This window comes from Saccharopolyspora phatthalungensis (assembly GCF_014203395.1).
GTDB classification, from domain to species: domain Bacteria; phylum Actinomycetota; class Actinomycetes; order Mycobacteriales; family Pseudonocardiaceae; genus Saccharopolyspora; species Saccharopolyspora phatthalungensis.
In genome coordinates this window covers 3,313,705-3,334,273 of sequence record NZ_JACHIW010000001.1, presented here as the reverse complement: position 1 = coordinate 3,334,273, position 20,569 = coordinate 3,313,705, and the positions used below count along the sequence as shown (strand labels likewise).

At 70.4% G+C, this 20,569-nt stretch carries 17 protein-coding genes and 2 riboswitches; of the genes, 2 read left to right on the top strand and 15 right to left on the bottom strand.

Going from position 1 to position 20,569, the window contains the following annotated elements; translation table 11 throughout:
• Positions 1 to 46: 46 nt before the first annotated feature.
• Together cobA and BJ970_RS15430 are read right to left on the bottom strand one after the other, a co-directional pair.
• Positions 47 to 1,270 carry a uroporphyrinogen-III C-methyltransferase gene (gene cobA / locus BJ970_RS15435; protein WP_184726908.1) on the bottom strand — a complete coding sequence of 408 codons (1,224 nt, stop codon included), beginning with the start codon at positions 1,268 to 1,270 and terminating at the stop codon, positions 47 to 49.
• Between the two features lie 147 nt (positions 1,271 to 1,417).
• Positions 1,418 to 2,473, bottom strand: coding sequence for a HoxN/HupN/NixA family nickel/cobalt transporter (locus BJ970_RS15430; RefSeq protein WP_184726907.1), 1,056 nt, complete (start codon positions 2,471 to 2,473; stop codon positions 1,418 to 1,420).
• A 77-nt stretch (positions 2,474 to 2,550) separates the two neighbouring features.
• Positions 2,551 to 2,676, bottom strand: a riboswitch (cobalamin riboswitch).
• 159 nt (positions 2,677 to 2,835) lie between these two features.
• Between BJ970_RS15430 and BJ970_RS15425 the strand changes: the two genes are divergently transcribed.
• On the top strand, positions 2,836 to 3,105 hold the full coding sequence (locus BJ970_RS15425; protein WP_184726906.1) for a DUF1876 domain-containing protein: 270 nt from the start codon (positions 2,836 to 2,838) through the stop codon (positions 3,103 to 3,105).
• A 67-nt stretch (positions 3,106 to 3,172) separates the two neighbouring features.
• On the opposite strand, the gene BJ970_RS15420 is transcribed toward BJ970_RS15425, so the two are convergent.
• The 11 genes from BJ970_RS15420 to BJ970_RS15370 all read right to left on the bottom strand — a co-directional run bounded on the left by BJ970_RS15420 (position 3,173) and on the right by BJ970_RS15370 (position 15,751).
• Positions 3,173 to 4,603, bottom strand: a complete 1,431-nt coding sequence (locus BJ970_RS15420; RefSeq protein WP_184729119.1) for a pyridoxal-dependent decarboxylase — start codon at positions 4,601 to 4,603, stop codon at positions 3,173 to 3,175.
• An 80-nt stretch (positions 4,604 to 4,683) separates the two neighbouring features.
• Positions 4,684 to 6,438, bottom strand: coding sequence for a precorrin-3B C(17)-methyltransferase (cobJ, locus tag BJ970_RS15415; RefSeq protein WP_312864263.1), 1,755 nt, complete (start codon positions 6,436 to 6,438; stop codon positions 4,684 to 4,686).
• A 112-nt stretch (positions 6,439 to 6,550) separates the two neighbouring features.
• Positions 6,551 to 7,753 (bottom strand): precorrin-6y C5,15-methyltransferase (decarboxylating) subunit CbiE, encoded by a 1,203-nt coding sequence (cbiE, locus tag BJ970_RS15410; RefSeq protein WP_184726904.1) that lies wholly within the window; start codon positions 7,751 to 7,753, stop codon positions 6,551 to 6,553.
• A gap of 246 nt (positions 7,754 to 7,999) precedes the next feature.
• Positions 8,000 to 9,457 carry a precorrin-4 C(11)-methyltransferase gene (gene cobM / locus BJ970_RS15405; RefSeq protein WP_221467174.1) on the bottom strand — a complete coding sequence of 486 codons (1,458 nt, stop codon included), beginning with the start codon at positions 9,455 to 9,457 and terminating at the stop codon, positions 8,000 to 8,002.
• Entirely contained in the window at positions 9,451 to 9,768 is a 318-nt protein-coding gene (locus BJ970_RS15400; RefSeq protein ID WP_184726902.1) for a hypothetical protein, read from the bottom strand. Before BJ970_RS15400 ends, cobM begins: the two co-directional genes overlap by 7 nt.
• A gap of 215 nt (positions 9,769 to 9,983) precedes the next feature.
• Positions 9,984 to 11,330, bottom strand: a complete 1,347-nt coding sequence (locus tag BJ970_RS15395; RefSeq protein WP_221467173.1) for a cobyrinic acid a,c-diamide synthase CobB — start codon at positions 11,328 to 11,330, stop codon at positions 9,984 to 9,986.
• Between the two features lie 29 nt (positions 11,331 to 11,359).
• Positions 11,360 to 11,974, bottom strand: coding sequence for a cob(I)yrinic acid a,c-diamide adenosyltransferase (gene cobO, locus BJ970_RS15390; RefSeq protein WP_184726900.1), 615 nt, complete (start codon positions 11,972 to 11,974; stop codon positions 11,360 to 11,362).
• A 160-nt stretch (positions 11,975 to 12,134) separates the two neighbouring features.
• Entirely contained in the window at positions 12,135 to 12,938 is an 804-nt protein-coding gene (locus BJ970_RS15385) for an ESX secretion-associated protein EspG (RefSeq protein WP_312864262.1), read from the bottom strand.
• A 56-nt stretch (positions 12,939 to 12,994) separates the two neighbouring features.
• Positions 12,995 to 14,737, bottom strand: a complete 1,743-nt coding sequence (locus BJ970_RS15380; protein WP_184726899.1) for a PPE domain-containing protein — start codon at positions 14,735 to 14,737, stop codon at positions 12,995 to 12,997.
• Positions 14,738 to 14,780: 43 nt separating this feature from the next.
• Positions 14,781 to 15,320: a DUF3558 family protein gene (locus BJ970_RS15375; protein ID WP_184726898.1), complete on the bottom strand. Its 540-nt coding sequence runs from the start codon at positions 15,318 to 15,320 to the stop codon at positions 14,781 to 14,783.
• A 17-nt stretch (positions 15,321 to 15,337) separates the two neighbouring features.
• The gene (locus BJ970_RS15370) at positions 15,338 to 15,751 is read right to left on the bottom strand and encodes a hypothetical protein (RefSeq protein ID WP_184726897.1); all 414 of its coding nucleotides are present in this window, start codon (positions 15,749 to 15,751) and stop codon (positions 15,338 to 15,340) included.
• Between the two features lie 492 nt (positions 15,752 to 16,243).
• Between BJ970_RS15370 and BJ970_RS15365 the strand changes: the two genes are divergently transcribed.
• Complete coding sequence (locus tag BJ970_RS15365; protein WP_184726896.1) at positions 16,244 to 17,404, top strand: MFS transporter; 1,161 nt, start codon at positions 16,244 to 16,246, stop codon at positions 17,402 to 17,404.
• A gap of 211 nt (positions 17,405 to 17,615) precedes the next feature.
• On the opposite strand, the gene BJ970_RS15360 is transcribed toward BJ970_RS15365, so the two are convergent.
• The gene (locus BJ970_RS15360) at positions 17,616 to 19,658 is read right to left on the bottom strand and encodes a putative cobaltochelatase (protein ID WP_184726895.1); all 2,043 of its coding nucleotides are present in this window, start codon (positions 19,656 to 19,658) and stop codon (positions 17,616 to 17,618) included.
• Between the two features lie 33 nt (positions 19,659 to 19,691).
• A riboswitch (cobalamin riboswitch) is annotated at positions 19,692 to 19,864 on the bottom strand.
• 154 nt (positions 19,865 to 20,018) lie between these two features.
• A complete protein-coding gene (locus BJ970_RS15355) occupies positions 20,019 to 20,486 on the bottom strand; it encodes a GNAT family N-acetyltransferase (RefSeq protein WP_184726894.1) in 468 nt (155 codons plus the stop codon).
• Positions 20,487 to 20,569 lie beyond the last annotated feature (83 nt).

Here is a 20,569-nt window from a genome sequence, read left to right as displayed (position 1 = left end):
CCGCACCGGGCATCGCCGGGCTGACCGCCCGGCGATGCGGCTGTCACTACGGACGTGACTTCGGCGCGAGGTCCGCCACGGGGCCGACGACGATCACCGCGGGCGGCTTGATCGCCGCGTCGCGCACGGCCTCGGCCACCTCGCCGAGCGTGGTACGCAGCGTGTGCTGACTGCGCGTGGTGGCCTCCTGCACGACCGCGACCGGCGACTTCGGGTCGCGGCCGTGCTCCATCAGGACGGCCGCGAACTCCCCGATCCGCTTGACCGCCATCATCAGCACCAGGGTGCCGCGCAGCCGGCCCAGCGCCGGCCAATCCACCAGCGACTGCTCGTCATGCGGCCCGACGTGCCCGGACACGACCACGACCTCGTGCGCCACACCGCGATGGGTGACCGGCACGTCGGCCGCGGCGGGGGCCGCGAAGGCACTGGTGATCCCGGGAACCGCGGTCACCGCGACCCCCGCCTCGACGCACGCCAAAAGCTCCTCGAAGCCGCGTCCGAACAGATAGGGATCGCCACCCTTGAGGCGCACCACGAACTTCCCGGCCTTGGCGTGTTCGATCAACAGCGAGTTGATGACATCCTGATTGGCCGCTCGCCCGTACGGGATCTTCGAGGCGTCCACCACCTCCACGTGCGGCCCGAGCTCTTCGAGCAGCTCGCGCGGCGCCAGGCGGTCGGTGATCACCACGTCCGCGCGGCCCAGGAGCTGACGACCTCGGACCGTGATCAAGTCGGGGTCGCCCGGCCCGCCCCCCACGAGCGCGACGCCCGGCGCCGGTGGCTCGGACCGCTCGTCGACCGCACCGGTGCGCAGCGCCGCCACGAGTGCGTCGCGAACCGCGGCGGAACGACGGTGGTCGCCGCCCGCCAGCACGCCGAGCAGCAGCCCGCCGTGCTGGGCCACGGCAGGGGTGACGGCGGTCCCCTGGGAGGCGTCGTCGGCGCGAACGCAGAAGATGCGGCGCTGTTCGGCCTCGGCCGCGACGGCGGCGTTCACCTCGCCACCGGTCGCGCACGCCACGGCGTACCAAGCGCCCTCCAGATCGCCGGCGGCGTAGCGGCGCCGGTGCCAGGTCAAGTCGCCGGCCTCGGCCATCGCCTCGACGGCCGGGGTTGCTTCCGGTGCGATGACATCGACCAGCGCACCGGAGTTGATCAGCCGCGGGACCCGGCGTTGCGCGACGGTGCCCGCGCCGACGACAACCACCCGCTTCCCGGCGAGGTCGAGCCCTGCGAAGTAGTGATTCTCAATGTGCGTGGTCATGTCCGTAGTCCGTGTCGGGCTTCGCCCCGGCGATCCCGCCGGGGTCTCTTGCTCAAGGGGCGCAGCAACGCGGTAGGCCACCTCGTCGTGGCTCACGATCACCGGCCTGACCGCAAGGCGCCACCCGGAACAGCAGGCGGACGCCGGTCACGCACGCTCCGCGTCGTCGCCGGGGGCGGCGAACTTCCACCAGAGTGCGGCGCCGCCCCATACTGCCATGAAGGCGGCCAGGGTCAGATATCCGAGCAGCTCAAAGTGGTCGCCGACGGACGCGACCGGCGCGACGTAGGGCACACCGAGCTCGCCGAGCAACCCGGCCAGGACGACCAGCGCGACGACCCCGGCGAGCACCACGGTCAGTGCCGTCGTCGTCACGTTGACGGCCAGCCGCCGCAAGGGCCGCGCCAGCGACCACGTGTAGGCGCGGGACATCAACATGCCGTCCACACTGTCCACTGTGCACATTCCGGCGGCGAACAGCAGCGGCAGGCTCAGCACCGCGACGGCCGAGAGCTGGTCGGCCGGGGACACCATGGCCAGCACCGTGATCTCGGTGGCCGTCTGCATGCCGAGTCCGAACAGCAGCCCGATGCCGAACAGATGCCAGGACCGGCCGACACTCCGCATCCGCCCGCGCAGCAGCCGGGCGAGCAGGCCGCGCCGCCCCAGCACGAGCTCGACCTCCGCCTCCGCGACCGCGCCGCGGCGGGCGCGGCGCAGCAGCCGCAGGGCATCGCGCAGCACCAGCGCGTTGAGCACGGCCAGCGTGGTCAGCACGGCGATCACGATGATGTCCACGACCGTGGCCACCTGCACCCCGGTGTCCTCGGCCCAGTGCTGCGCGGCGGGTCCGGCGATGAAGGCCACCGCGACCGCGAGGAACAGCACGACGCTGGCGTGGCCGAGCGCGAACCACATGCCGGTCGACACCGGGCGTCGACCGCGCTGCATCAGCAGCCGCGTCGCGTCGTCGATCACGGCGACGTGGTCGGCGTCGAATCCGTGGCGCAGGCCGAGCAGGTAAGCCGTCAGGCCCGCGGTGGCCAACCCGCCTACCGTGCCGAATGCGTCCTGTTGCAGCAGGTAGGCGCTCCAACCCGCTAAGTGGAGCGCGCCGACCGCGGCCAACACGATCGCTGCTTTCCGGCGCTCGGTGGCGCCCCAACCGGCCTGCGGCCGACTTGCTTCGGGATCCCGAATCATGGGAGCTCCGATCTCCTGGGTTTCCCGCCCGAGGGGCTCGGTGTCCGCGTGCCGCGGCGCGACACGGGGCCGACGCGCAGTGTCCTGACTCCCGGATCGACGTGGGTTCCCCGGCCTTCCAGCTGCTGGCAGCCGTGGCACCGAGTGGGGTCCACTCCCCGGTCACAGTGGCGGGACCGCCCCGGATTCGCACCGGGTTCCTGCACTGTCGGCGGCCGTATCCTTCCCTGCCCCACAACCGAAGGTCAAACCCCGTGAGCTCGATCACCGGTTCGACCCGGAAGGGTGCTAGCGGCCCTTTCGCGGTCACGGTCGCCCAGCGCATGCTTGGTCTACGGCGGCCGAGGGGACAGGAGACGATCATGAACGAGACCCACACGATCACGTTGAACCTGCAGGTCGTGGAGGCGGGTGCGAAGACCACCGCCGACGTCGGCTTCACCACTCCGGGCGGGCAGGCGCTGCACGGCCACGGCACGGCACGACGGCACCCGGACGACCCGGAGGTACCGCAGATCGGCGACGAGATCGCGATCGCCCGCGCCCTGTTCGAGCTGGCTCACAAGCTGCTCGACAGCGCGGCCAGCGACATCGGCGACCGCCTGCACCGCCGCGTGCACCTGCCCGCCTGACGCGGCGGGCGGGGGCGATTTCAGTGGAAATCGGCGCGCCGATTTCCACTGAAATCGCCGACACGGGTCACCCCAGCGCCCCCTGGATCCGCTGCCAAGCCGCCAGCACGTGGCGCCGTTCGGTCTGCGGCGAGCCGACCGCGAACCGCAGCAACGTCCGGCCGTCCACTTTGGTGTGCGTCAGGTACAGCTGCCCCGAGTCGTTCAGGGATTCCATCAGCCGATAGGTCCGGTCGTTGGCTTCGTCGATGGACAGTTCCGGAAACAGCGGCCGGAAGCAGACCAGGCCCAGCGGATGCGGCTCCAGAACCGCGAACCGCGGGTCGTCGCGGACCCAGTCGGCGAACTCCTGCGCGAGGCCGACGGTGGTACGGATGTGCGTGCGCAACCCGGCGGCGCCGTACCAGCGCAGCACCGACCACAGCTTCAACGCCCGGAACCGGCGCCCCAACGGCACCTGCCAGTCCCGGTAGTCGATCACCTCGCCGGACGCGGTCGCCGGATTGCGCAGGTATTCGGGCAGGATCGACAGCGCGTCGATCATGGGCTGCCGGTCGGCCATCCACAGCAGGCTGCAGTCGAAGTTGGTCAACAACCACTTGTGCGCGTTGGTGCAGTAGGAATCGGCGAATTCGGCGACACCGTCGTTGATCCAGCGCAGCTCCGGGCACACCGCGGCAACACCCGCGTACGCCGCGTCCACGTGCAGCCAGACCCCGCGCGCCCGGCACACCTCGCCGACCTCTCGGACCGGATCGATCGCGGTCGTCGAGGTGGTGCCGATGGTCGCGCATGCCAGCGTGGGTACCGCGCCCGCGGCGAGGTCCTCGACGATCAGGGCGTCCAGGTGCTTCGGGTCCATGCCGAGCGTGTCCGGGTCGACATCGACGACGCGGAGGTTGTCCGCCCCGACGCCGACCATCCGCGCCGCCCGCTCCAGGGATGAATGGGTGTGCGCGGAAATGTAGAGCGGATGACGGCGGGTGATGCCCTGGCTCGCGATCCCTCCGCCGCTTTCCCGCTGCAAGGCCGCTAGGCAGGCGACCAGCGCGGCGCTGGAGGCCGAATCCTGGATCACCCCACCGCCGACGGCGTCGGTCCGGAAGTGCTCGGGCAGGCCCAGCAGTTCGGCCATCCAGTCGACGACGACGGTCTCCAGTTCGGTGCACGCCGGGCTGGTCGCCCACACCATGCCCTGCACGCCGAGCCCGCTGGAAAGCAGATCGCCGAGGATCGCCGGCCCGGTGGCGTTGGCCGGGAAGTAGGCGAAGAAATTCGGGTGCTGCCAATGCGTGACGCCCGGCATCAGCACGGCGTCGAGGTCGCTCAGGACCCGCTCGAAGGACTCGCCCCGCTCGGGCGGATGAGCCGGGAGCTGTGCCCGGATCTCCCCGGGCGGCACCCGGGACCGCACCGGGTGTTCCTCGACACCGGCGTAATAGTCCGCGATCCAGTCGACCACCTGCCGACCGAACTTCCGGAACTCCTCCGGCGACATGTGCCCACTCATCACCGCCAGCTTCGCACGCCCCGCCGAGCGCGGCCAGGGACAAACGTTTGCCCTGCTCACGGGGTCGGTCAGCGGGTATCCGTGGGCGTGCACCGGTAGCCCCGCGGCGTCACCAGCCGACCACCGACCACAGTGGACCGCGAGGAGCCAACGAGCACCGCGGTGAACATGTCCACCTCGGCCGGATCGAATTCGCCGATCGGAGCGCACCACACCCGCTGCCTGGCGCGGTCGGCGAGGCGGACGGCGCCGACGGGCGTGGTCGCCGGGCGGTGCTCGGCCAGGATCTCCAGGGCACGGCCGAGCTGCCAGTGCCGTTGCGCCGAGCTCGGGTCGTAGAAGCACACCACCAGGTCGCCCTCGGCGGCCGCACGGACGCGGCTCTCAATGACCTCCCACGGTGTGTGCAGGTCGGACAGGCTGATGAGCGCGTGGTCGTTGCCAAGCGGTGCGCCCAGCAGCGCGGACGCCGCCAGCGCCGCAGTCACCCCGGGCACGCCGACGACCTCGATGTCGACGTCGGCTTTCTCCAGCGCCGGGCCGGCCATCGCGTACACGCCAGCATCGCCGGAGCCGATCAGCGCCACCGCACGCCCCTCGCGAGCCAGCTCCACCGCCTCGGCGGCGCGGTCCTCCTCGGCACCGGGCCCGGTGCCGCGCACCTCGGTGCCGGGGCGCAACAGGTGCCGCACCTGGTCGAGGTACTGGTCCAGGCCGACGACCACGGAAGCGCGCCGCAGTTCCAGGTCGGCGCGGGGGGTGCGCAGGTCGGGCGCACCCGGGCCGATGCCGATGATCGCCAGCCGACCGCGAGGCCGGATGCGGGCGGCGGCGACGGTCACGTTGTCGCCCTTGATCTTGCTCGCGACCAGCTCGATGGGCGCGCCCGCGCCGAGTTCGGCGGCCGCGTGCAACGCCGAAGCCTCAGCGACCGACGGCGTGCCGACCTCGCGGCCCACCACCTCGCTGGGGTTGGGCACCTCGATACCGGCCAGGGTCTCGGCCGGATACGTCAGCAGCGACAACTCGTCGCCGCCGTCCGAGTGCCAGAAACCAAGGTCCTGCACGGCTTCCAAGATGCCGGCCTCGCCGGCCTTGAGGTCGACGCTGGCGACCGCTCGGATCGCCCGCGGGTCCAACCCGTGCTCGCGGTCCAGCCGGGCGATGGCCTCGGTCACCGCGGTCCGCGAGACGCCGCGCGCGGACCCGACGCCCACCACGAGGGTGCGCGGGATGAGCCGCAGCGTCCGCTCCTCGTCCTGCGCCGGCCGCCGGTCATCGACCACGACCGTCCACAGTGGTGCCGCAGGGTCCGCGGCGACGTTGGACGGCAGTGCGGGCAGCGGGAAGCCGTGCGGGTTGACGAGGCGGACCGGCCAACCGTCGAGGATCGCGCCACCGCAGGCCGCCAGATCCCCGTCCACCGCCGCGTCGAGCCGGTCGACGAGTTCGTCCAGCGGCGTGGTGCCGGTGCTGTCGGTACCCGTGGTGATCACCGGGGTGCAGCCGAGGACGTCGGCTACCTGCTCGGCAAGCGCGTTCGCGCCGCCGGCCTGGCCGCCGACCAGCGAGAGGGCGAAGCGTCGCTCGTCGTCGACGCAGACCACCCCGGGATCGGTGTGTTTGTCCCGCAGCAGCGGCGCGATCAACCGCACCGTCGCGCCGCTAGCCAGGAAGAACACCGCCGCGCCCAGGTGATCCCATAGGCGGCGCAGGGCGGGCCCGATCGGTCCGTCGGCGACCACCGCGTCCGGCCCCAGCCGTCCCGCCAGTTCGGCGGCGGCCCGCCGTCCCGCCGCGGTCACCGCGAACAGACCGATCACTGCAACTCCCCTACCTGGTTGATTGTGCTCACCAGCGCACCCGCCGGCCGACCTAGCTTGACACGGCATCAGGTCGCACCGGACGGTCACGACCAGCCAAAGCCGGGGCCGTTCAGCGTTGTTTCCGGTAGCCGGAGATCAGGACGACCGGGTTGGCCGCTTCCAGCCGGGATTCGCCGTCGGGCAGCTCGGCCAGCCGGGCCGCCGCGAGTTGCACGCCCTCGACCTCGTAGTCCGCCGCGCGCAGGGCATCGCGGGTCGACGCGACCCGGTCAAGCGCCGCCAGCGCCACCACGACGCGGGACGCCCCCGCATGCGCGCACGCGGTAACGACCTCGGTGCCGCCGCCACCCACGAAGATCGCGTCGGGACGCGGCAGGTTGCGCAGCGCCTGCGGCGCCGAGCCCTCCTCGACCCGGACGTCCACGCCGTGACTCGCGGCGTTGGTGATCAGCCGCACGACCTGCGCCTCGTCGGACTCCACGGCGATCGTCGCGGCGCCCATCCGGGCGCACTCCACCGCGACCGAACCGGAGCCCGCACCCACGTCCCAGACAAGCGTGCCCGGTCGCGGAGCGAGCTTGGCCAGCGCCACCGCTCGCACCTCGGCCTTGGTGATCATGCCGTCGCGGTGGGAGAACTCGTCCTCGGCCAGCGCCCAGCCGCCGGTCGGCGGCACCGGCTCGCCACCGGCGATCCAGCCCCGGTGCGGTACGTCATCGATTTCGGCCAGGCACAGCACGATGTTCGGCTCGTACCAGTGGCGCTTGGCCGCCTCCGCCGGTTCGAGGGTCACCACGGACTCGTTGGGCCCGCCGAGATCTTCGCCGACCACCAGGCTGCGGCGCCACCCCACCAGCCCGGAACCGATCTGGGCCGGACCGGCCTTCGGCGCGGTCAGCACGACCACGGCCGACCGGGCGCGGCAGACGTTGATCGCCTGGGTGAGGTCGCGGCCGTAGGCGCTGACCACCACGACGTCGTCCCAGGACCGGCCGACGCGGGCCATCAGCTGCTGCACGCTGGAGGTCGACGGCAGCACCGTGCACCGGATACCGCGTTCGCGCAATGCGCGGACCGCGCCAAAGAAGCCGGGGTCTCCCGAGGCAAGCACCACGCCATGCTCGCCACCGGACAGCGACGACAGCGCATTGAGCGCCGGTTCCAGCGGCCCCAGCTCCAGCTTGCGGGCATGCGCCGGCGCGTACGCTTCCAGGTGCCGCTTCCCTCCCACCACGAGCCGCGCGGACTCCAGCACGTCGGCACTGCCCTTCGGCAGGTCCGCACCATCGACCCCGATCACCGTGACTGCCACGTCACCCACCTTGCCTCGGCGGCCGCCGCCCCGTGTTCGCCCCGCAAGCCCACCATCGAGACCCGAACACGCAGCCGACGGCCGCATACTTCGCTGAACCGCTCCAATACTGCTGCCCCCCGCGCGTGGAGCCGAGGCGCACACGCCGAAAGCAACTTGCTGTGCTGCGCACACCTCGTCCGGCGGTCCGCTCGCCCGGCCCGCGGCGCGGGCCGGAAGCCGCCTGGGAGCGTCGGCCGCGCCTCGTTATCGACCCTGCTCATCCTGCTTCGCCGGGGACTTGCGCTTCGCGGCCGGTTTCGCCTTCGCTGCCGCCGTTGTGGCGGTCGCGGACTTCGTCCGCTTGGACTGGACAGACTTGGACTGGGCCGACTTCGCCGTGGTGGGCCGCTTCGCGGGAGTGGCCTTCGCGGTGGCCCGGGTGGTCGTGGTTTGCGCGGCCGACGTCCGCGACGAGTTGGCCTCCGACGCTTCGCCACCGGCCTGGCTCCCGGACAAATCCGCCGCGCCGGTTTCGGCGCGAACGGGACCATCGGCCACACCTCCGGCGCGAGAGCTCCGTTCGCTCGAAATCCCATCCGGCTCGGCAATCGCGGCGGGCTCGGCGCGAACAGGACTATCGGCCACCCCTTCGGCCCGCGAGCTCCGTTCGCTCGAAACCTCGCCCGGACCGGGATCCGCCGCGGGTTCGGCGGTGAACAGCTGGGACTGCGCCTCGTCGACCCGCCGGGCCGTGGTCGAGCGGCTCGCCGCCACCCGCGCTGCCCCCCGCGCGCTCTCCTGCCAGTCACGCACCGCCCACCAGGCGACGTCGGAGTCGCGCACCCGGCCGCTCTCCCCGGATTCTTCGCTGCGGGGCGCTGGCTTCGTGGAGTTCTCCGTGCGGCGGCGCGAAACGCTGGGGCGTTCGGCCCGCAATGCGCGGCGCGTGGCCGGGTCGACGCGCCGGTAGGTGTGGAAGTTCCCGGAGTGGTACGGGTGCGAACGGGTTCCGTTGCCGTTGAGCCCCTTGCCGACGATGAACAGCGTATGCCCCCACAGCTTGTGCTGTTTGACGGTCTTCTCCAGGTCGGCGAGATTGGCGCGGAGCAGCAACTCGTCGGGCCAGGTGACCTTGTAGGCCACCAAGACCGGGGTGTCGTCGGCGTAGCCACCGGCGCGCAGTTCCTCGACCAGCTGGCCGGTGCGCGCCGCCGAGAGGAACAGCGCCATCGTGGTGCCATGCTTGGCGAACTCGCGGACCTTCTCGCCGTCGGGCATCGGCGTCTTGCCGCCCCCTAGCCGGGTCAGCACCAGCGACTGGGCGACTTCCGGCACGGTGAGCTCGCGACCGGCGGCGGCCGCGGCGGCGGAGAACACCGCGACCCCGGGCACGATCTCGACTTCCAGATTCATCCGCGCGCACGCGTCGTACTGCTCCTGGACCGCGCCCCACAGCGACGGGTCGCCGGGGTGCACGCGGGCGACGTTGAGCTTGTCCCGCTCGGCGCGGCGGTAGATCTCCAGCGCCTGTTCATGGGTCAGCCGGGAGGAGTCGACCAGTTCCGCGTCGCCGCGCGCGTGTTCCTGGATGCATTCCGGTGCGACCAGGCTCGCGTCCCACACCACGATGTCGGCCTCGGCGATCCGTTGGGCGCCGCGAACCGTGATCAGGTCGGCCGCGCCCGGTCCGGCACCGATGAACGAGATCCGGCCAGTCACCATTGCTCTCCTCTTCCGCCTCGGGGTGGAAGTACTACCACAGTGGACAGGCACGGCGCATCGTCCACTTCGGACAGCAGCACCGCGCGTCCGGCGCGCCCAACGTTCGGCGTAGACCGAGCGCTCCAGGCTGCGGTTTCGGCGATCGCGGCGAGCAGCTCGCCGAGCCGTCGGCCGCCTCTGCAGGAAACGACCGTACCGCGTGCCGGTAATGCCTTTTGCGGCGCGGTCACCTCCCGCGTCACCGGAATCACCGTGCGTGAATCCGCGTCCTCCGGCGCCGCACCGCCGGCTCGCGCGACTGTGACCTGCATCGCGAAGACCTCGGCGCGGTGGCCAACTCGCCCCGGGGGAACAGCATGACGACGGCGACCGCGAGATAGCTGAAGAGCGAATGCACGGCGGGATCTCCGAAGGTGGCGAAGACCACGCTGCCGCCCTGATCATGCATCCGTCGCGCGACCACTCCGGCGGCGTCCCGATGCCTGCGCCGCCGGTCCCGGGTCAGCGGAATCTTCCCCGACGGGCCTCATCCCGCACACCTCGCCACGAACCGTTGCACCGAACCTGGTTGCCCGGCCGGGTGTGTGTGCAGGTAGGAGGCGTGCACACCGCCGTGGACGAAGCCTTCCCGCAAGGGCTTCGTTTCGCCGGCCGGTCGCCAGAGCCACGCGGATCGCGGCCCACTGCCGGGTTCCAGGACCGTGCGGTGGAACTCGTGTCCGCTCACGCGTGCTCCTTCGGCGAAGAGGACCGAATCGGCGGCAGCCACCGCGTCGCGATAACCGAGCGTCAGCCGCGGCGACATCCGCGCCCGCGCGTCGAGCACGCCGCACAGCGGATGTCCGTCCAACTCCTCGGCCAAGTACAGCAGCCCACCGCATTCCGCGTGGACCGGCGCCCCGGTAGCGGTGAAGGCCGCGATTTCCTTGCGCAGAGCGGTGTTCGCCGAAAGTTCAGCGACATACTGTTCGGGGAAACCACCCGGCAGCACCAGGCCGGCGGTGCGCTCCGGCAGCCGCTCGTCGTTGAGCGGGTCCAACACGGCGACCTCGGCACCGGCGGCTTCGAGCAGCTCCACGTGCTCGGCGTAGGCGAAGGTGAACGCCCGCCCACCGGCCACCGCGACCACCGGTCCCGCCTGCGGCTCGACCTCCTCGCGCGGATTCCAGGGGGCACCGGGCAGTTCGGTGGCCGAGCAGGCAAGCGCCCGGACCGCTTCGAGATCTACTGACCGGGCGACGATGTCGGTCATCGCGTCGACGGCGCGGGTCGCTTCGCTGCCGTGCTCGGCGGCCGTGACCAAGCCCAGGTGTCGCGATGGCACGGCGAGGCCCGCGGCGCGCGGGATGGCGCCAAGGACCGGAAGGCCCGCGTTGTCGGCTGCATCGCGGAGAACCTGCTCGTGCCGCTCGGAAGCGACCCGATTGAGGATCACGCCTGCGACCGTGACTTCCGGGCGGTAGCTGCGGAAGCCGTGCAGCAACGCGGCGAGGCTGTGGCTTTGGCCCCGGGCATCGACAACCAGCACGACCGGCGCGTTCAGCAACTGCGCGACGTGCGCGGTGGAACCAAAGGCAATGCCGTCGCCGGGTCCGATGCGGCCGTCGAACAGCCCCATCACACCCTCCACGATCGACAGCTCGGCGCCGGCCGAACCGTGCCGGAACAGCGGCGCGATGCGGTCTTCGCCGACCAGCACCGGATCGAGGTTGCGGGCCGGGCGGCCCGCGGCGAGCCGGTGGTAGCCGGGATCGATGTAGTCCGGGCCGACCTTGAAGGGCGCGACCTCGGTGCCCCGCCGCCGCATCGCGCCCAGCAGCCCGGTCACGACCGTCGTCTTGCCCTGCCCGGACGCCGGAGCAGCCACGATCAAGCGAGGTCGGCTCCGAACCTGTGCACCGGTTACCACTCGATGCCCTTCTGCCCCTTCTGGCCGGCGTCCATCGGGTGTTTGACCTTGGTGGTCTCCATGACGAGGTCGGCGGCGTCGATCAGCGCCTGCGGGGCGTAGCGGCCGGTGATCACGACGTGCTGGTGCCCGGGGCGGTCGCGCAGGGTCTCGACGACCTCGGCGACGTCGACCCAGCCCCAGTGCAGCGGGTAGGTGAACTCGTCCAGCACGTAGAGGCCGTGGCGCTGCGCACCGATCCGGCGGGCGATCTCCCGCCAGCCTTCCAGCGCGGCGGCGGCGTGATCCTCCTCGCTGCCCTTCTTCCGGGCCCACGACCAGCCTTCGCCCATCTTGTGCCACTCGACGGGGCCGCCCTCACCGGTTTCGTCGTGCAACCGTCCCAAGGCGCGAAACGCGGACTCCTCGCCGACGCGCCACTTGGCGGACTTGACGAACTGGAACACGCCGATCGACCAGCCCTGGTTCCAGCCGCGCAGTGCGAGCCCGAACGCGGCGGTGGACTTGCCCTTCATCTCGCCGGTGTGCACCACGACCAGCGGTCGGTTGCGACGCTGACGAGTGGTCAAGCCGTCCGCCGGCACCGTCGATGGTTGTCCCTGAGGCATGCCACGACCCTAACCAACCGACCCGCCGCAACCCGAACCACACGGTCGATATCGGGGTGCCTGCTCGCGTGCGCCGCGGGCCGGCTCTGGCGGACCACCGCAAGCATGGCTCCTGACCAGGCGAAACGCACGAGGATTGGGCGGTGCGGGCGGGGTGTTCTCAGCGGTCTGCGCGGAAGTTGTCGATCTGTTCGTCGAGGTAGCGCGCCAGGCGTGGTTTGTCCGCCGGGGTGAAGGTGTTCCAGTCTTCGCCGTCGTTGTTGCGTCGCGTCGTGACGCTGTAGCGCCCGTCCTCGGTGTCCCGCCATCCGACTGCCGGGAGCCGGACCAGCCGGCCGTCGCCGTCCCGGCCGCTCACCACGAAGTAGCCGATCCGCCGCACCGGCAGCGCCATGATGTTCTGCACCTTGCGGAGCTCGTTGCCGCCACCGGACCAGGTGGGCGTCGCGGAAGCCATCCAGGAGTCCGGTTCGGCGTCGTCTCGCTCGAGCTTGGTCTCGCCCTCGGCGAAAATGGTGCCGCCTTCGAGTTTCCCGGCCGCGACCTCCGGCAGCAGTTCGACGCAGACCCGCGCGAGCCCGCGGAAGTCGATGAACTCGATCCGCAGCCCGCTCTCCTCCTGGATCGCCACCACTCCGGCGCGCCCGGCCACCGCGACGCGCGCGCGGTAGACCTCATCCGATTCGCGGTCGTAGGAGGTGACAGCTATGTCGATCTCCGGGCCGTGCAACAGGTTCAGCGCCTGCTCGACCTCCGGTTCCGCCCGGCCGCGGTCGGCGAGCCGACGCTCCTCGAGTTCGGCCCAGACGTCTTTGCGGAGACGGGCGCGCTCGTCGAGCGTCGCACCGGAGTGCGGGATCTCGAACGGAGCGCGTCGCAGGTTCACCGCCAGGTCTTCGCCGAGGATGTCGGCCGCCACCAAGGAAAGGGTGAAGGAATCGAGCAATTTTTCTCCTCTGGACACGGTTCGGTTCCCCGAGAAACGAAGACTTCTCGGGGAACCTTGCGAACCAAACGCGCTTACGCGCCGAACACCGGCGGCGCGACCTTCGGCAGTCCGAGGTCGTCCCAGGCGTCGTCGGAGTCCAGCACGTACTTGCTCTCGTGTTCGTTGTCCTCCTCGGACTTGTCGCCGTGGCCTCGTCCGGCGCCCTCGCCGGCCATCCCGGCGCCGCCCTTGGCACCGGCAGCGCCGGTCGCCCCGGAACCGCCCGCGCCCGCTGCGCTGCCCGCGCCCGCTTGACCGCCGACACCTGCTTGACCGCCGACACCTGCTTGACCGCCGACACCTGCTTGACCGCCGGCGCCGAGCCCACCGATACCGGCACGGCCACCCGCACCAAGTTGGCCACCCGCGCTACCAGCACCGCCGGTGCCGATACCACCGAGACCACCGGTGCCGCTGGTACCACCGGTGCCGCTTATGCGGCCGGAGCCACCCATGCCTGCGGGCCGTTCGCCACCGCCATCCAGGCCGCCGGGCCGTCCCCCGGCACTGCCGCCCACGCCCCCGGAGCGCCCGTCGCCACCGCGACCCGTACCCCCGGGGGACCCGTCGACGCCGTCCGGCGGCGCCGGCTGCCGACCGGGCGGCAACGGCGCCCAGCACCTGTTGTGGGGGTTCTGGCGCTCCCACTGGCCGGTCTCCGGATTCCACCGCATTCCGCTCGGCCCCGTCCGCGCGGAAACGTGCTGCTGCCACACGGAATTCGTGGGCTGCGAGGTCGTCGGCTGTGACGTCGTGGTCTGCGGCAGCGTGGACTTGGTGGTCGATGTGTCGGAATCCGCCCACGACGACTCTGTCTGGTTGGGCGTGTCCGTCTGATTAGGCGTGTCCGTCCGGTTGGACGTGTCCGTCTGGTTGGGCGTGCTCGAGTCGTCGGGCGTCCCGACCAGCGGCTGCACCGGCTCTTGAGGTGTAGGCAGCGACCGCCTCCGCTCGTGCGGCGTGAGCGCCGACCGCCCACGATGTTGAGGCGTGAGACGCCCCCGCTCCCGGGACATGCGCGGCTCGGGCACGAACGCGGGGGTCTGCGCGGCGGCTTCCCCGAAGCGCGTCTCCATCGTCGTCATCACCCGGGCCGCTTCCTGGTGCGCGGCCTGGCTCTTCTCGTGCTTGTCCACGATGGCGTTGGCCCGGCTGATCGCCGTGAACGGATTGGGGTCGGAAAAGTAGTTCTGTAGTTCCTGCTTCATGTCGAACTCGATGACCTCGGGCATCGCGTTCCGCGCGTGCTCTCCGGCCTCGGCCTGCATGCCGACCTGGGTTGCGGTCAGCTGTGCGGCCTTGCCGGAAAGCGACATGTGATCGGCCAACTTCGTGACGTGCGTCCGCATGGCGTCGCCCGCCTCGCCCTGCCAGGTCTGCTCGGTCTTCGTCGCGGCCTGCTTGATCTGGTCGGCAAAGTCGACGAATGTCTGGCCGTGGCCGTGGTAGACGCGGCCGACGTCGTGCACCGCGCCCGGATCGAAGTTCTCCTTGACGAACCGGGCCATCTCCTTGTGCTCGAAGGAGAGGTAGTTCGTTCCCCCCAGCGCGCCCGGTTTCTCCCGGAGTTTCTGGTCTACCGAGAGGGCCTCGACCTGCTGCTGCGCGTACTTCGCGGCCTCCTGCTGTGCCTGTGCCCGCGACAGCGCCTGGCTCAGCACATCGCCGACAAACGGCAGGTTGGTAAGGCCTTTGTACTGCTCGCGCCCTTGCTCGTAGGCGGCCTGTTCATAGTCGGCGATGTACTCAGGCCCGCCACCCGGTGGCGAAGTCATGACTTCCCCCTCAATGCACCCTGATAGGTTCTCCAAATTGCGTTCAGTTGTTCCGCAGGTTTGCCGCCACCAAGGACGCAGCCTGTTGCGCCGCTTGGCACGCTGTTTCGGTATCCCGGGGCAACGAAACGTTGATCTGGATGGAAGTTCGCGGCGAACTCGGAAAGACCACCGCACACCCCCCAGGCCCGAGGGCTTCGCGGATGAGCTTGGCGGCCACGCTCCCCACCGAGGTCGCCTCCACCTGGCCATCGGTGAGGTTCAGCTCATCCACTGCCTTGTCGTTATGCGCGACCACGGACATGATTCCGCCCGCCGACACCTTGAAATCACATACCGGAGCACCGGCGATGCGCTTGGCCAGGCCAGCGCCTTCGAGCCCGAGCCTCGCCGAATCAGCCGGTTTCAACGTCTGGCACGGATCGATCGCGACCGCCTCGGCGCTGGTTGTCGTGGTGCTCTCGCCGCTTTCGCGCGAACCACTGGCGGTTCCGTTGCTGCGCGGTGGCTCACAGCCCGCGACCCCCAACGCGAGCAGGGCAAGCGCACCAACGGTCACCGCATTCGACAACGACTTAAGCACCCGAGCAATCCCCGTTCTCAATCCTGCGCGCCGATATCGGTGGCGTTGCCCTCGTCCACGTCCTGGTAATCCTCGATGCCCTTCCGGATCGCCTCGACCACCTGGGGCACTTGTTCTTGCAGCTTGGTGATCAACTCTTCGTACGACCGACCGTCGCAACCCGCTGCGACCTCTGCGTTGAAATCGGCTATCGCCTGCCCGGCCGGACTGTCCCCCAGCGGGGTGCGTGTCTTCAAGGTGTACATGTCCGAACGGATCGTTCGCAGCGCGGTGTTCTGGAAATCCTCGAAGATCCTGATCAGCTCGTTGCCCGCATCGGGCGCGACCCGGAACCTACCGTTATTGGACGCGCTGATGATGCCCTGCATGGCTTCGCTCGTGGCGGCGAGCCCGGCGGTCGTTTTGGCCGCCGCTCGAACTGGCTCCGTCATCGCGGTTGTCCCCAGTTTTCGATTTGACCTTTCCCACAGTGGAACCTAGCACCAAGATCTGCCCATAGCCCCGGCCAAGAAGTGAAAAAGCAATTCTCAGCGGAAAATGCCGCCCCAACGGACTAACCGGTTCCGCCGGAGGAGTTCACGGCGTCTTGGATCGGCGTGGTCGACGAACACACAAGAACGCCCCGATGCCCCCGGCGCATGCCCCAACCAAGGTTCCTGGACGAGGCACTACCTCAAAACCTTCCCGCAGCGGCAGCTTAGATTCTTTCAGTTTCTAGTTTTATATTCAGTTTTTCGGAAAGATTCGCTAATACCCACGACGCGGCCTGCTGCGCCACCCGGCACGCCGCTTCGGTATTCCGTGATTTAACGGCGCAGACCTGTATGGACGCGGTTCCACCAGACGTGGTCAACTTCACGGCGTCCTGGATCGGTGTGGTCGATGAACATGGACGAACGTCCCAATCCCTCAGGAGCCACCCGATGCCGACCAGGCCACCGCTGGTGCTGTCCTTCGCCTCGCTGATCTCCAACTTCGACCGCTTCGCGGTCACCCCGATGCTGGTGCTGATCGCGCTCGCGCTGCACGTGCCGCTGGCCGCGGTGGTCACCACGGCCAGCGGTTATTTCCTCGCTTACGGGCTTTCCCAACCGCTGTGGGGACTGCTGTCGGATCGCTTCGGCCGGCTGCCGGTCATCCGCGGCACGCTGCTCGGCGCCGCCGCCGCGGGCCTCGTTTCCGCATTGGCACCGAACCTGACGGCCTTGATCGCGGCGCGCGTGGTCACCGGGGCGTGCATGGGGGCCGTGGTACCGGCTTCGCTCACCTACGTCGGCGACACGGTGCCGCAACAGCACCGGCAGAGCGCGCTGTCGGATCTGATGGCGGCCTCCGCGATGGGCACCGCAATGGCCACCGCCATCGGTGGGCTGCTGGCCAGCTTCCTGGACTGGCGTGTGGTTTTCACGGTTCCGGCGGTATGCGCGGCACTGTGCGTCTTCCTGCTTCGCAAGCTGCCGGAACCGGAGCGCGCCCGGGTCGAAGGTGCGCGCAACCACCTGGTGGCGGTGCTGACAAATCGCTGGGCGTTGCTGGTTTTCGGCCTGGTCTTCGTCGAGGGCGCGATACTGCTGGGCACCATGACCTTCCTCGCTTCGGCGCTGGTGCATGCGGGTGTCGACGTGGCCTTGGCGGGCCTGGCCACCGCCACCTACGGACTCGGCGTGTGGGGGTTCTCCCGGCTGGTCAAGGTGCTGGGACGGCGCCTGGCGGTCTGGCAGTTGATCGCGATCGGCGGCACCTCGATGTTCCTCGGCTACCTGGTCGTGACCGCCGAAGCCAACATCGCGACCGTGGTGGTGACGGCGCTGCTGCTCGGGGGCGGCTGGTCGTTCATGCACTCCTCGCTGCAGACCTGGGTGACCTCAGTGGTCCCGGAAGCCAGGGGCACCGCCGTGGCATTGTTCGCCTCGGCGTTGTTCCTGGGCAGTGCGGTCGCCTCGGCCGCCGCCGGTCCTTTCGCGGAACGCGGTTCGTACGCGCTGGTGTTCGGCGTCGCCGCGGGCCTCGCGGTCCCGCTGGTGATCACGGCCTCCTTCTACCGAAACCGGTACCAACGCCGCGTACTGACGACCACCGGATGATGTCGCCAGTACTTGACGGTGCTGCGGCACCCTGACGTGCACGAGTCAGAGACAGACAAAATGTGCCCCCGCGCTCAACCGGCCTGGGGGTCGCTGGGAGCGCGGGGGCACTTTCAAGTCCACCCCTGGGGGTCAGGTGGACGACAGTTACCGTACCAATCAGTCGACTGGGTCCGTAGGCATAATGCGAGATCTCGTAATCAAAACGAGATCAAGCCGCGTGGCGGTTCTCGTCCCGGACCGCGCGAACCACCCCCGCCACGTTGTCCGCGGAAAGCTCCGTCAACCGCAGGCAGGCTCCGCCGAGCGCGGCCGCGAGTCGACCCGCCAAGCCGAGCCGGACCGGACCGCTCTCGCAATCCACCACGACGGACGCCACATCCGCCGCGGCGAGCAGTCCCGCCGACCGCAGCGCGTCATCGACCGCGCGCTGCGCCCGAAGCCGCCCGGTGAGCCCGGATTCCACCGGCACCGTGGCCTTCCCATCGGTCAGCACCACGACCAAGGGCCGCCGGTGCGGATCGCGCATCCGCTCGGTCTGCACCACTCGATGAACTCGCAGCAACCCATCGGCCAGCGGGGTGCGACCACCGGTGCGCAGCTGCCGCATCCGCGCCGCCGCGATGTCCACAGAGGACGTAGGTGGTAACGCCAGTTCCGCCGAGTCACCCCGGAAGGTGACCACCCCTACCTTGTCGCGCCGCTGGTAGGCGTCCCGCAGCAGCGACAACACCGCGCCGCTGACGGCCGACATCCGCTCCCGCGCGGCCATCGACCCGGACGCATCCACCGCGAACAGCACCAAGTTCCCCTCGCGCCCCTCCCGGATGGCCCGCCGCAGATCGTCCCCTCGCAGCACCAGCCCGGGACCGCTGCGCCCCCGGGCGACCTGGTGCGGCGCCGCGGCAGCCAGCGTGGCCGGCAGGTGGAGACCATGTCCATCCACAGTGGACGATCGCGTGGTCCGGCCGCTCCGCGCCCGGGACCGCGACCGCCGCCCCGGCGCGCCGTCGCCGAGCCCCGGCACCTCCAGCAGCCGCGCCCGAAACGCCGGTGCCGGTGCCGCCGGCGGATGATCCGCCGGCGCCCGGCCGTTGCCGTGCTCCCCCGAGTTCTCCGGGCCTTCCGAATTCTCCGGGCCCTCCGAGCCGCCACCGTCCGGCTCGGTCGGCCCCTCCGGCGGCTGGCCGCCACCGTCGGGGCCCTCCGGCGGCTCGTCGTCGCCGCCGTCGTCGGCGTGTTCCGCCGCCTCGGCCAGGGCCTGTTGGAGCTGGTCTTCGGCCATGCCGGGCTCGTCGAACGGGTCGCGGCGGCGCCGGTGCGGCAGCGCGAGCCGCGCCGCCGCTTCCACGTCCGATTCGGCGACCGCGTCGGCACCGCGCCAGGCAGCGTGGGCGACGGCGGTGCGCGCCAGCACCAGGTCGGCACGCATCCCGTCGACGTCGAACGACGCGCACAGCGCGGAGATCCGGCGTAGTTCGGCGTCCGGGAGGGCCACCGAATCCACCCGGCTGCGGGCCGCCGCGATCCGCGCCGCGAGTTCGGCATCGGCCGCGGCCCATTGCGCGGCGAACCCGGCCGGATCGGCTTCGAACGCCAGCCGGCGGCGCACCACCTCGGTCCGGGTCACGACCTCCCGCGACGCGACGACGTGCACGGTGAGCCCGAACCGGTCGAGCAACTGCGGACGCAGTTCGCCTTCCTCCGGATTCATGGTTCCCACCAACAGGAACGACGCGGCGTGCGACACCGAAACGCCTTCCCGCTCGACGTGCGCACGTCCCATCGCAGCCGCATCCAGCAGCAGGTCCACGAGGTGGTCGTGCAGCAGGTTCACCTCGTCGACGTAGAGCACCCCCCGGTGCGCGGCGGCGAGCAGACCGGGCTGGAAGGCGCGAACGCCTTCGGTCAGGGCGCGTTCCAGGTCCAACGAGCCGATCAGCCGGTCCTCGGTGGCGCCCACCGGGAGTTCGACGAGCTGGGCGGGCCGCTGCGTCGCGGCGCAACCGTGCGGCCCGTCCGGGCATTGCGGGTCGGGGGCCTGCGGCGCGCATCCGAATCGGCAGTCGTCGATCACGTCCAACGGCGGCAGCAGCGATGCCAGCGCACGCACCACCGTCGACTTCGCGGTGCCCTTTTCGCCGCGGACGAGAACCCCGCCGATGCGCGGGTGCACCGCGTTGAGCAGCAACGCCAGCCGGAGGTCGTCGTGGCCGACGACTGCGGTGAAGGGGAAGCGTGGGGCAGCGGCCATGCCTGGTGTTCCTTCCTCGGGGTTCGGGCGCCCCGGTGGCGGGAACAAGGGGCCGCAGTGTCCTGACTCCCGGATCGTCGCGCCCCTCCGGCCTTCCCAGGTCGCCCCGGTGGCTCGCGAGGGGAGGGCCGCTCCCCGGTCACAGTGGCGCCGACCGTGCCGGACTCGCACCGGCTTCCTCGCGCACCCCTTGCTTCGGATCAACGTGCATCGTCGCAGAACCGGGACGGTGGACCAACCGACCACCGCCGCGACGAGACCTGCGCCACTGGTATTTCCGGTGCGCGGGGCGCTAGGGGAAGCCAACGACGCCCCACCAGCGAGTCGAGTTTCCGCCGGAGAGGTGCGGATCAGGCGCGGTCAAGCCCTGCGGCGGGGCTCGCGGCGCATGTCGATGTGCGGGATGCCGTCCTCGATGTATTCCGCACCGTCTTCGACGAAGCCGAAGGAGCGGTAGAAGTCCTTGGTGTAGGTCTGTGCGGCGAGCACCGCGGGAGAATGCTGCACCTCGGCGACCGCGGCGCGCATCAGCTTGCGGGCCAGCCCCAGCCCGCGCGCACCATTAGCGGTGCAGACCCGGCCGATGCGGAAGGTGCCGTCGGGATCTTCCAGCAGCCGCAGGTAGCCGAGCACGTAGCCATCGGCCGCGTCGATCCAGAAGTGCCGGGTGGTCTCATCCAGGTCGCGACCGTCCAGCTCCGGATAGGGACATCCCTGCTCGACGACGAACACGTCGACGCGCAGGCGCAGCATCCGGTAGAGGTCACCGGCGTCCAGGTCGGCGGTGTAAGCGCGGTGGACGGCGGTGGCAAGCGGCTGAAGGGTCACCCTTACCTGGATATCACAGGCAGGTCTCAAACCCCCATTCACCTGCATCAGGAGTAGTCAACACCACTCCGGCGTCCGGCTGA

Excerpts from the sequence above, each read along its gene's own strand:
- BJ970_RS15430 (WP_184726907.1), bottom strand. The coding sequence starts at position 2,473 with ATGATTCGGGATCCCGAAGCAAGTCGGCCGCAGGCCGGTTGGGGCGCC.
- BJ970_RS15360 (WP_184726895.1), bottom strand. The coding sequence starts at position 19,658 with ATGGCCGCTGCCCCACGCTTCCCCTTCACCGCAGTCGTCGGCCACGAC.
- BJ970_RS15400 (WP_184726902.1), bottom strand. The coding sequence starts at position 9,768 with ATGCAGGTCACAGTCGCGCGAGCCGGCGGTGCGGCGCCGGAGGACGCG.
- BJ970_RS15370 (WP_184726897.1), bottom strand. The coding sequence starts at position 15,751 with ATGACGGAGCCAGTTCGAGCGGCGGCCAAAACGACCGCCGGGCTCGCC.
- BJ970_RS15365 (WP_184726896.1), top strand. The coding sequence starts at position 16,244 with ATGCCGACCAGGCCACCGCTGGTGCTGTCCTTCGCCTCGCTGATCTCC.
- BJ970_RS15420 (WP_184729119.1), bottom strand. The coding sequence starts at position 4,603 with ATGTCGCCGGAGGAGTTCCGGAAGTTCGGTCGGCAGGTGGTCGACTGG.
- cobO (WP_184726900.1), bottom strand. The coding sequence starts at position 11,974 with ATGCCTCAGGGACAACCATCGACGGTGCCGGCGGACGGCTTGACCACT.
- BJ970_RS15380 (WP_184726899.1), bottom strand. The coding sequence starts at position 14,737 with ATGACTTCGCCACCGGGTGGCGGGCCTGAGTACATCGCCGACTATGAA.
- BJ970_RS15425 (WP_184726906.1), top strand. The coding sequence starts at position 2,836 with ATGAACGAGACCCACACGATCACGTTGAACCTGCAGGTCGTGGAGGCG.
- cobM (WP_221467174.1), bottom strand. The coding sequence starts at position 9,457 with ATGGTGACTGGCCGGATCTCGTTCATCGGTGCCGGACCGGGCGCGGCC.
- cobA (WP_184726908.1), bottom strand. The coding sequence starts at position 1,270 with ATGACCACGCACATTGAGAATCACTACTTCGCAGGGCTCGACCTCGCC.